Source organism: Brucella sp. TWI559 (assembly GCF_039674265.1).
Classification (GTDB): domain Bacteria; phylum Pseudomonadota; class Alphaproteobacteria; order Rhizobiales; family Rhizobiaceae; genus Brucella; species Brucella chromiisoli.
Window position 1 is genome coordinate 1 of the sequence record NZ_JBDJNE010000037.1, and the last position, 12,105, is coordinate 12,105.

Sequence of the window (12,105 nt, forward strand, 5' to 3'; positions counted from 1 at the left end):
GTTCTGTAAGTTCATAGCGGCGACGTGACATCAAAGACCTCCAAATCCGAAACCTTTGAATCACTAATCCATTCAAATAGCTAGACTATTTATGAGTGCACGACCTAGAACATTTCCTGTTTTGATTGAATCATTGGAAATGCTCTATCGGTTTGTTTCCACGCATTATCCCACGCAAAACCGCTTCGCGCTTTTGCTGGAAATGCGCGAGTAGAGCGGGTGGGGCTGTGTTCAATCTTGACGTTATAGCAGTTTGAAGCGGCCAGCGCCTGATTGAGAGCGTCAGTGGCGTCCTTGACTTTCACGCTGGTATATAGTTCCAGGTGATGACGTATCGCGAGCAGTTATCCAAAATGGTGGAGAGATAGAACCATCCTAATCCTAACAATCTTCATATAGTGAAGACTGTGTGCCCATCTCATTTGGTCGGATGGCTTAGCCTTAAATTCATCGTCGACCTTAATGGCAATATAGGCAGGTGACGGAATCCGATTCCGCGCTTTCAGCAAGCGTTTTTCCGGCGGGGCGTGAGCGAGGGCTTCTGTCAGGCCATGACTTTCACGGCGTTGCAGCTATCTTGATGACATATTCAGCCAATGCTTTCTGCCGCATCTCCGCTCCCTTTCATGGTGCTAAGATGATCTGAAAAACCTCTCTTCTCAATGAGCGCAGTTGTGTCTCAAAGGTATTGATCCTGGATATGATCACTCCTTGCTGTAGGCTTGTCCTTTTCAGGCAATGGCGCTCCTGATGGACAGAGCGCTCGCCGAGAGGACCTTTTTTGTAGAGTAGAGTAAGGCTGAAAGCTGAAACAACATACCGCTGTATTCGGCGCACTTCAGAGAGTGCCCCACTGAGCATCATGGCGAGCCGTTCTGGCAGGATCAGATGGGCGCTTTGAATATGTTACCGCCAAGTTGACGCTCGATTTCGCTGATGGCCATTTGTGCCCGCACGGAATTGCCAGCCTCATCAAGCGGCGGCGAAAATGCAGCAACGGCCAATTTACCGGGAATGACCGCGACCAAACCGCCGCCGACACCACTTTTTGCAGGCAAACCAACGGAATATGCCCAGTCACCGGAAGATGTATATAGGCCTTCCATCATCATTTCTGCGAGCAATGGCGCGACATGCTCTTGCTGAACGACACGCTTTCTGGTGATTGGATTGATGCCGCCAGCGGCAAGCGTCGCGCCCATGGTTGCGAGATCAACACAACTGACAAGCGTTGAGCATTGCCTCGTATAGACATCCACGGCGCGCATAGGATCGCTATAGCACGTTCCTGCGCTGTAAAGCAGCCAGGCAATAGCCCGGTTGTGAAAATTCGTCTCCTGCTCCGATTGATTAACCTCATCGCTCAGATGAATGTCGCGCCCGGCGAATTGGCTTTGCATGTCGAGAATATTTGTCCAGCATTGTTCGGCATCATCACCGGGAACAAGACTCGCAGCAGCGATCGCGCCGGCATTGACCAGTGGTGACAATGGCTTTCCTTCATGCATTTCGAGTGCCTGCACCGAATTGAAAGGCATACCGGTGGGGCTGTCGCCAAGCTTTTCTTTAACGGCCTTTGCGCCGATGTTTTCCATTACCAGAGCGAGTGTAAAAACCTTGGAAATGGATTCCAGTGCGAACTGATAATCGGCATCTCCATGTTTGAATACCTGGCCATCAGAAGTTACGATGGCGATGCCAAACAGTTCACTGGGAACCTTAGCCAGAAAAGGAATGTAATCGGCATTTTTCCCACCAGATGTTTGCTTTGCATTTTCATAAGCGGAAACAATATTATCTTGAAGATTTGACGACAAAATGAACCCCCTGAAAACAATATTTTCATATGGCAATAGTAATTTACGCACAGGAAATCTTATGTGACAATAGCCAATATAACAATTTTCTAATCAAATTAACTAATTTATTATTATTGTATAATTTATGTTGACAGATTGCTTGTCCATAAGCAACGAATTGAGCGGTAATATATCTTGGTATTATCCGTAGATGGAGGGCGAGGCATGTCTAAGAAATCTATTTCCGCAAAATACAACAGCTTGGACGATGTATACGCGTCATTAGAATTATCTGCTTCTTTGCCTAAGACGAAATTTCCCAACGAAGAGCGTGATCCGCGGAATGTGTTTGCCGCCGTTCGCGATGAATTGATGCTGGATGGCAATTCACGTCAGAATCTTGCAACCTTTTGTCAGACATGGGTTGACGAGGAAATTCGCCAGCTTATGGATTTGTCGATCGATAAGAACATGATTGACAAGGATGAGTATCCGCAGACAGCCGAGATCGAAGCGCGTTGCGTGCACATGATCGCTGACTTGTGGAATTCGCCAGACGCAGAAAATACGCTTGGTTGCTCGACGACTGGCTCATCGGAAGCTGCAATGCTGGGTGGACTTGCGCTTAAATGGCAATGGCGCAAGAAGCGTGCAGCCGAGGGTAAGTCGACGGATAAGCCAAACATGATTTGTGGTCCGGTGCAGATTTGCTGGCATAAATTTGCCCGGTATTTTGATGTCGAGTTGCGCGAGATTCCGCTTGAAGGTGATCGTCTGATCATGAGCCCGGAAGAAGTGCTCAAGCGCGTCGACGAGAATACGATTGGCGTTGTGCCGACCATGGGTGTCACGTTTACTTGCCAGTATGAACCAGTGAAGGCTGTCCATGATGCGCTGGATCAGCTTCAGAAGGAAACTGGGCTGGACATTCCAATCCATGTGGATGGTGCCAGCGGTGGTTTCCTTGCACCATTCTGTGCGCCGGATATCGAATGGGACTTCCGCCTTCCGCGTGTAAAATCGATCAATACGTCAGGTCACAAATTTGGTCTGGCTCCGCTTGGTGCAGGCTGGGTTGTATGGCGTGAGGCTTCTGATCTGCCGGAAGAGCTGATCTTTAATGTCAATTATCTTGGTGGCAATATGCCAACATTCGCATTGAACTTCTCTCGCCCCGGCGGACAGATTATTGCGCAATATTATAATTTCCTGCGTCTGGGGCGCGAAGGCTATGCGAAAATTCACGACGCTTGCTATGAAACAGCGCAATATCTGGCAGCTGAGATCGCAAAGATCGGCCCGTTTGAAATGATCTTTGATGGCGACAGCCAACAGGGCATTCCGGCGTTGGCATGGAAGTTGAAAGAAGGCCAGGCAATCGGTGGTTATACTCTTTATGATGTTGCCGACCGTTTGCGCAGCCGTGGCTGGCAGGTGCCAGCTTATTCGATGCCTGCACACCGCGAAGATCTCGTGGTTCAGCGTATTCTGGTGCGCCATGGCGTGAGCCGTGACTTGGGAGGTCTCTTGATCGAAGATCTCAAGCGCAGCCTTGAATATTTTGAAAAGCACCCGGTCAGTAACCCGCTATCGGCGGAAGAAGCGGGCGGCTTTAATCATAGCTAAAGCACATCCTGAAAAGTGGGAACCAGCTTTCGATACACGGTGTGCGCTCGTACAAAATGATAAAGCGCTCGATGACAGCATCAGACTGCCGAACACAGGGAGCAGCGCGTGGCGTATACGCGCTGTTCTGAGGGAGTGAAGGCGGAGCTGCACGCGAGTTTCACTGTGTGCTCCACGTTCATTTGAATATTCGCAACTTGTTCGTGAGATTGATGTGCGATCAGTCTCATGAGCGTCTCTACACTCAGGAGAATTGTCATGGCGAATACAAAGGCCGCAATCCCGGCTAAACAATTATCAATGATCGGTTTTTTTGCTATTACCGCCTCAATGGTGATGGCAGTATATGAGTATCCAACATTTGCGACGTCTGGTTTTAGTCTTGTCTTCTTCCTGCTGCTTGGTGGCATCTTATGGTTCATTCCCGTTGGTCTTTGTGCTGCTGAAATGGCGACCGTCGAGGGTTGGGAGGAGGGGGGTGTCTTTGCTTGGGTTTCCAACACGCTCGGTGAGCGATGGGGCTTTGCAGCAATCTCATTCTGCTATCTTGAAATTGCCATCGGCTTTATCCCGATGCTTTATTTTGTGCTGGGCGCGCTGTCTTATATTTTGAGTTGGCCTGCACTCAATTCCGACCCGGTTACAAAAACAATCGCCGCCCTGATTATTCTCTGGGCGCTTGCTTTCACCCAATTGGGTGGCACAAAATACACTGCGATCATCGCCAAAGTCGGTTTTTTCGCTGGTATTTTGCTGCCAGCATTCATCCTCACGGCTTTGGCCATTGCTTATCTAGCCAGCGGCGCGCCGTTGCAGATTGAAATGTCCGCCCAGACATTCTTCCCAGACTTTACGAAGATCGGTACGCTTGTCGTCTTTGTGGCATTTATTTTGAGCTATATGGGTGTTGAAGCATCCGCGACGCACGTCAATGAAATGAAGAATCCGGGTCGTGATTATCCGATGGCCATGTTCCTGCTTATGGCGGCTGCAATCATTCTCAGTTCTATCGGAGGGCTATCTGTTGCGGCAACTATTCCATCCAATGACATTAATCTTTCATCGGGTGTGGTGCAAACTTTCAGTGCGCTGGTCGCGCATTTCGGTCCCGGATTTGAGTGGACTGTGCGTATCATAGCTGCATTGCTTCTGCTTGGTGTTCTGGCTGAAATCGCCGCCTGGATTGTCGGGCCGTCGCGTGGCATGTATGTCACCGCACAAAAGGGCATTTTGCCGACCGCCTTCGCCAAGGTGAACAAGAACGGTGTTCCCGTCGCGCTCGTTGTGGCTCAACTCGTCCTGACATCTGTTGCAATCATTGTGCTCACCAATACAGGTGGCGGCAGCAATATGTCATTCCTGATCGCGCTTGCACTGACTGTGGTCATTTATTTGTGTACCTATTTTCTGCTGTTCCTTGGTTATATGCAGCTGATTTTGAAGCAGCCCGAACTCAAGCGCACCTATCGTATACCCGGCAGCAATGGTTTCAAAATCGCTGTCGCCTCTGTTGGGTTTCTCGTGTCGTTGCTCGCCTTCTTCGTGTCGTTTTATCCACCGACTTCTATCGGCGGGGAGAGTGCAGATGAAACATATGTTATGTTACTTGTGATCAGCTTTCTTGTTGTGCTGGTTATTCCGTTCATTGTTTATGCACTCCATGACAAGCGCGGGAAATCGACGGGGATGAAGATGGTGCATATCAAGTTGCATAATGCGCCGGATGGGCATTTCTTCATGCATCCACGTGCGCGGCCAACGCACCATATCGTTCCAGATATGGATACAGCAAAAAGCCAGAAATAGTATCGTAAAGCTTTTGGGCTCATTCCAATACTATGACGGTCCGTGAAAAAGCATCCCGAAAACTGGAAACTGTTTTCGGGATGCGAATTAATCAAGTTTTTCATTGCCGGATTTTTTTCCCGATAATTCATTGATAGTTATAGCTCTGGCGGTTATTCCTTTCATGAAGGTTTCTGCGAAGCAGAACATTAAAAATCAGCGTCTAAGGGGAGTAAAAAGTGTCTTTTATCTCAACAGTCGTTCCATTTCTTTCGGACGTGTCAACCTATCAGATCCCCCACGATGTATGGTTTGCATGTACGGCTCTTTTGTTCCGCGATGCTGGTGGTGGTGCCTATGCAGGACGTACGATGGAACTGTCGATGGAGCTGCCATACGTGGTCGCCAGTATCCCGAAAGGCCACCAGTTCTCATCAGTGGTTGATGGTCACGATCCTTTGGAGTTTCAGAGCAAATACGGGATTTTTGCGATTGCTGTTCCAAATGGAAGCATTGCTGATCTCAAAATTGTCGAGGGTCTGAATGAAGCCGGTCTGACTTTCAGCGTGCTTGCTTTCGCAGGTGCATCAGGGCCTGCCGATAATGCGGCCAAGACAAAAGCAATGCTTGCGGCAATTGATCTTGGCGCATGGACACTGGCGCAGTTCGCGACAGCCGCTGAAGTAAAAGCAGCATTGACTGAAAACACAGTGATTTTGACGTCACTCGTACCGTTACACGGTGCAAAAACGCCTTTCCATTTTGTGGTGCATGATCGCACTGGCAAATCGATCGTCATTGAGTTTTCGAGTGATCGTCAGAATGTGTATGACAACCCTGTCGGGGTGATGACCAACGGGCCCGAGTTCACATGGCATTTGACCAACCTTAACAATTATACGTTCCTGAATAATCTTGATCAGTCGACAGGGAAGTTTGGGGACTTGCAGGTTTCGCAGCCGGATTCAGGGATTGCAACGGCTGGATTGCCGGCTTCCAGTACATCCGTGGGACGTTTTGTGCGCGCTGCTTATTATTCAACCTTTGCAGAAAAAACTGCGCCAGAAAAAGCAATCCGTGCGCTTGGCCATATCATGAATAACTTTGATCGTCCGCGCGGCATCACCATTGACCCTCCGCAGTCGGGTGGACTGGATATTGAAGGTTTCTCAGCGACAGGTGGTCAGGAATACAAAACCGAATATACGTCATGGACGGTGCTAGGCGATCTGACCAACAATGACTTCTATGTGCGCACATATGATGCAATCAATTTTATCAAGTTTGATCTGAATCGGCTTTTTGCGCAGGGGGACCTTAAGGTTGCGCCACTGGATAAAATCTCATCAATAGACACGCTTGATGCAACGGATATGCTGCTCAAGTAGCATTATCAATCAGATTACCGATTAATCATCGGCATTAATCGGTAGCGCAAACAATAGAGCGCCGTTCCGGCTCAATCCGCTTGGCGCTCTTGGAGCATTTTCTGCTTTGATTGAATCATTGGAAATGCTCTATCTTTTTGTTTTCACGCATTATCCCGCACAAACCGCTTCGCGCTTTTGCTGGAAATGCTCTCAATCCGCTCTACGACGATAAAAACGAAGTGTTGTAATTCATGGCATATCAACCGGCGCAATGGTTACGCAATCTGGCTCAGATTTCGCCCGCGCCTTATTGGCCGTGGCGACATTCGCTGCGATTGACTTTGCTAACCACTGTGCCGATGAGCATCGGCTTTTTGACTGGGCATGTTGTGCCGGCAATGCTCGTTTGTCTGGGTGGCCTGCTTACGGGCATAAGTGAAAAGAACGATCCTTACCTTGCCCGGTTTCGCCGCATGCTTATCACGACCCCTATGGGGATGAGCGGTTATCTCATGGGTTCGCTGATCGGCGGTCACGGTATTGCGACAATTGCAGGTGTTGTGGTGGTTGCGTTGCTGTCGGGCTTGATCAGTGGCTATGGCGCAGCGGTTTCGGCTGGTGCTCTTCAAATGCTCGTTATGACCATTGTGGCGGCACATGTTCATTCGACAGCGTCAGTCTGGCTGATGCCATCGCTTTTTGCCAGCGGCGCAGCCTTTGCCGCCACTTTGCTTGCAGTCGAAGCACTTGTGAGTCCCAAGAGACCGGAGCGTGAGATCGTATCAGGCCTGCTTGACGCACTGGCTAATCTTGCACGGACCCTCATCCAGGCAAGGCCAGGTGACACCAGTGTTGAAACGGCTATTCGCGATGTCCATAATGCGCAGTCAAAAGCATATGCAGCCCTGATGCATAATCAGCTTCAGGCGGATGGGCGTTCGGTTGCCAGAGACTGGAGCGCGAATATTCTTTCCATAACGGATCGGATCGCCGCTCTTTTAAGTGCATCCTCCGACAACGCCACTCTATTGAAATACGTTGCGGATCGATTGGAATTTCTGGCGAAAGCGATCATGTATAAGGCCGCGCCGAACCCGATGCAGATTGATAGTCAGAACAATAATCCGCTGATGTATAATGTCTCGCAGTTATCCGACATTATATGGTCACCTAAGCAATCTGCCCAATCACTTTCTCTGCTGCATTTATTTTCGCTTGATCGCTCTAAGCCGGGTTTCAGTTTTTCCCGATTGAAGGCTCGATTGCTGCTGGGGCCTGAAGTTGTGGGTGCTGCGATCCGGCTTGCAATCTGCATGTTGATCGCCATGGTGGCTGAGTTTACAGCGCCCGGTTATCGCTCTTATTGGATACCGCTTTCCGTGGCCGTTATTCTAAAACCGGATTTTGGATCGGTTTTTGTGCGGGCGGTGCAGCGAAGTGCAGGGACATTTATTGGCGTATTGATTGCAACGGCAATCTTTATGATCTTGCCGAAGAATTTTTATCTGGTTTTTGTGATCGCAATTCTGAGCGCTGTTATGCCGTGGGCGGCGCTTAAAGGGTATGCTTTGCAATGCACTTTCCTGACACCGCTGATACTTATCCTGATGGATTTGATCGTGGCGGGCCCGACTGTCAATTATGGGGTCCAGCGTCTTACCGATACAGTACTTGGCGCGGGCATAGTTCTGGTTTTTGGTTATCTCATTTGGCCAAAATCGATAGATAAATCAATTAAGTCCAACTTCTCCAAAGCTCTTGTGATGATTGCGGATTATCTGCGCTGTACCGCTTTGAATTCAACGGATACAGCTGATGCCGCGCCTCAAATTTTTGATCAAAGCGCGATAAAACGGCATGCCGCTTACAGCGCATTGTCCAATTTGCGCGTTCAACTTCAGCGTTCAACCTCAGAACCTCCGCCTGCGAGTACGGAAGCGCTGGCATGGTTGCCGGCAATTGCCACTGCCGACAGAATATGCGAGTGCGTTACCAATTACGCTCTTGTCAGTGACAGTGGCGATAGAACATCAGATTCTGAAATCGCCAGTGAGTTAGCAGATATGCTGGTGGGGATTGCCAATCCAAAGGATGACGAGGTCAGTCAATGGGATGAGCTTGATAAGCTTCATCAACGTATACATGACGGCGGTGTAGATAAATCTTTGGTCGATCTGTATGAAAATTTACTGAAAATAAAAGGCATATAGGGACGCCAGAAGAGTTTGATCAATCTTTAAGGCTAAAATGCCGTGAGCATTGAGTGCAGACCCAGTGGGTGCGGATAAAACCTGTACCAGTTTTATGGCGCAGGGCCATGGCTGTTCCGGTATTGGGTTGGGCTGGAAGAGCGAAGTGATATCTTGATGTCCTCCGCGTGGCGGTGCCTCAAGAGGTTGTCTCGGTTCAGGCCAAGACGACTGATTGGTTTTTTGATTTTGGACTGCCACATGGGCGATGCCAATTGTGTATGGTTCCAGACTGGAAGATGGCTTTCTTGGTGATCTGACGTTTCATATGCGTGGGCATAGACCCATTCGCGCAAAGCGGTTTTGATGAAGCGCTCGGCCTTCGTTTTTCTTTGCGGGGCCCTGGCAATGCTGCCTTTAGGAAGGCGGTGGCGGTCTCAGTCATCTCTTCTCGACGCAAAGACGTCAGTCGGACACTCATTGTGAATGTTCATTCGGAGTGAACCTGGAAAACTGAGGTCTGGTAACTCCGGTGTCCTAAATCTGCTCTGAATGGACGACCTCCTGAAAACTCACAGCTAGGCGCATTTTTGTGGTCGGGGCGTTTGGGCAGAGGCTGACGGGACTTATCAGATCTGGTAGGTGACTAGCAGCCAGTTCAAGCTAAACTTACAGTAAAAGCGCCGACTTTAGATGCCGAATCCATGGGAATCCTTAAACCGATTCCCCATCCAATGGACGCGCTTTGCATTTTTTACGCGAAACATAATCTTATTGACCGTTTCTGAATCCGGCAGAACGACTTTTGGGCTAAATAGCATTCTTTTAAGAATAAAATAACAATAAATCTGATTTATTCTGTCGACCTAAATTAGATTTTAATAATAAATATCCCAATTTTTTGCCATATATTGACATTGAAAGTCCGTGTTATACACTTCTGTACTGAGAATATGCTATATTTACTTATATTGTATTTAATGTCGATGGCCAGCTAAAGGGGCGATAATCTGCGTTAACAGGCTTTGAACTGCTCACCCATCTCTCTGGTGGCGCATTGCCTGTTTTGATGACTCTCGACTGGTTTCAAGCTGAATGACTATTTATGCCCGTGGGTTGCCTGGCGGGTGGGAGACTTATTTGATGACGAAGTCCGATTTTTATCACCAGCCCGTGCGTGCAATGTTGCTCTCCAGTGTCGCCGTCGGAGCTTTGCTGTTTGCAATTCCGGTAAACGCTGCAGATCGCTGTGAGGCAGGCAGCTTTTATTGCGAGGTCAGCAGAGCTTCCGCCAGCGCCACCATTGTTACAGACACATGGAATGGCACGACCGACACTGACTGGTTCACGGGATCAAATTGGACTTCAGGAAATGTGCCAACAGCCGGGAGGGCGATAATCAGCGGAACCACGGCCGCCACAGCCCCAATCATTGAAGGAAAAACCGCAACATCTGACTATTTGACCATTGGCAGCGGTGAGGGCACAACTCTCAAGACAGGGAGCCTGACCATAAAAAATGGCGGGCAACTGAAGCTGAATGGCGATGGCGACAATAACACTTACAGTTACGTATCAGGCGATAATCCGACTTTAACCGTAACAGGCAAGAGTTCGAAACTGACATCCGACAACGCCACTTTGGTAATCGGCAGTGATACTGACCCACTTACAGGTAATGGCACTATCAATGTCCTTGATAGCGCTGCCGTCGACCTTGCTGGTCTTTCAGGTGGTTCTGACAGCAGCGGCTCGTCGAAGCCTTCAAATGTAAATGTGAACGATGCTACGCTTATTTTAAATAATTTAAATTTTGGATACGGAAATATAACTTCAAATATTGATGTAACCAATCACGGAGTACTCGTTGTAACAAAAAGTGGAAAAATATTAAATACTTCGGTTACTGTAAGTGGAAGCGGATCACAGATAAGTTTTATGGGCGGTGTTTTTGAACAAATATCAACCGATCAAAACGCAACAATAAATGTTCTTGAAGGAGCTATATTTAAAATCAACAATACGGAGCATGACTATATTGTCGGAGGAACAACAACTGTTGACGGCAAAGAATCTGAATTCAAAAATCTGTCCAATCTTCACAAAATTATTTTTGGGAACTCCGGAAACTCATCCAACAGCGTTTTAACTGTTTCCAACTACGGCACATTTCATACAGAAGCCCCTCTGCAATTAGGCAACCCCGCTGGCCGGAAGATCTCCACATCAAATGGGACGCTGAACGTTGGAGCCGCAGCAGACGCTCAAGCCACTGCGCCAGGTATTGTGAAGGCGACTAACGGTATAATAATGACCGCTGGCGCGACCATCAATTTCAATCATACCGATACAAGCTACGAGTTCGGCTCTGCAATGCGCGATGCCGACCCACAGTTTACCGGCGTTATCAATCAGATATCCGGCACGACCATATTGACAGCCGACAGCAGTTTCACAGGTGCAGTCAACATTACGGGAGGGGTTCTGCAATTCGGTGCTAATAGTAAAGCAGGCAGTCTGGCAAGCAACAATATCAGCACAGGCATCGACGGTGCACAAAAAGGGACATTGGCTTTCAGTCGATCAGACGTCTATACATATGAGGGGATCATTTCCGGCACTGGAAATGTCAAGAGTGTCGGCTCAGGCACAACAGTTTTGTTCAAAGATAACAAGTATTCCGGTGGGGCCGTATTCTCGAGTGGTACACTTTCGGTGAATTCTGAGAATAAGTTGGGCGATGCGTCCGGCAAACTTACGTTTGACGGCGGCATATTGCAGATCACCGGGACATATATGAACACTACAAGCCGCAACATTGAATGGGACGCAGGTGGCGGCGGATTTGACATCGACGAAACGCCCAACACGTTCACGCTCAATCAGAACTTGGGAGCAGGCGGTGCGCTGACAAAGCTCGGTGATGGCACACTGGTTTTGTCTGGCACCAACCTCTATAAGGGTGGCACCAACCTCAATGCGGGTACATTGTCGGTTTCGTCAGACAGCAATCTTGGCGATGCGTCTGGTGCATTGCGTTTCGATGGTGGCACGCTGCTGGTTACTGCCGATATGACTTCTGCACGTGCAGTGACACTGACCTCTGCCGGTGGCACGGTTTCGGTTGGTGATACCAAGACTGTTACGCTCACACATTTTATTGGGAATGCCGGTCTTGCCAAAGGCGCTTTCACCAAAGCGGGTAATGGTACGCTGATCACAACAGCTTCCAATAGCTATACGGGCGGCACGACGGTTTCCGGCGGCATTCTGCAGCTGGGTGACGGCACCACGGATGGTTCAATCATGGGCGATATTGCGCTTGATGGTGGCAAT

General features: G+C 48.9%; 6 protein-coding genes and 1 pseudogene. 5 read left to right on the forward strand and 2 right to left on the reverse strand.

Annotation, left to right across the window (positions count from 1 at the left end; genetic code table 11):
- Window positions 1-884 precede the first annotated feature (884 nt).
- Window positions 885-1,817 (reverse strand): glutaminase A, encoded by a 933-nt coding sequence (gene glsA / locus ABE530_RS18945; RefSeq protein WP_499695620.1) that lies wholly within the window; start codon window positions 1,815-1,817, stop codon window positions 885-887.
- A 207-nt stretch (window positions 1,818-2,024) separates the two neighbouring features.
- On the opposite strand from glsA, the gene gad reads away from it, so the two are divergent.
- The 4 genes from gad to ABE530_RS18965 all read left to right on the forward strand — a co-directional run bounded on the left by gad (window position 2,025) and on the right by ABE530_RS18965 (window position 8,790).
- Window positions 2,025-3,425 carry a glutamate decarboxylase gene (gene gad / locus ABE530_RS18950; protein WP_499695621.1) on the forward strand — a complete coding sequence of 467 codons (1,401 nt, stop codon included), beginning with the start codon at window positions 2,025-2,027 and terminating at the stop codon, window positions 3,423-3,425.
- 258 nt (window positions 3,426-3,683) lie between these two features.
- The gene (gadC, locus tag ABE530_RS18955; RefSeq protein ID WP_499695622.1) at window positions 3,684-5,231 is read left to right on the forward strand and encodes a glutamate/gamma-aminobutyrate antiporter; all 1,548 of its coding nucleotides are present in this window, start codon (window positions 3,684-3,686) and stop codon (window positions 5,229-5,231) included.
- A 218-nt stretch (window positions 5,232-5,449) separates the two neighbouring features.
- Window positions 5,450-6,598, forward strand: a complete 1,149-nt coding sequence (locus ABE530_RS18960) for a linear amide C-N hydrolase (protein ID WP_499695623.1) — start codon at window positions 5,450-5,452, stop codon at window positions 6,596-6,598.
- Between the two features lie 668 nt (window positions 6,599-7,266).
- Window positions 7,267-8,790, forward strand: a complete 1,524-nt coding sequence (locus tag ABE530_RS18965) for an FUSC family protein (protein ID WP_499695624.1) — start codon at window positions 7,267-7,269, stop codon at window positions 8,788-8,790.
- Between the two features lie 176 nt (window positions 8,791-8,966).
- Here ABE530_RS18965 and ABE530_RS18970 read toward each other — a convergent pair.
- Window positions 8,967-9,167 (reverse strand): annotated as a pseudogene (locus ABE530_RS18970) (integrase core domain-containing protein); the annotation flags it as partial.
- Between the two features lie 697 nt (window positions 9,168-9,864).
- Here ABE530_RS18970 and ABE530_RS18975 point away from each other — a divergent pair.
- Window positions 9,865-12,105 (forward strand): beta strand repeat-containing protein (locus ABE530_RS18975; protein ID WP_499695625.1); only part of this gene is annotated, 2,241 nt, incomplete at its 3' end.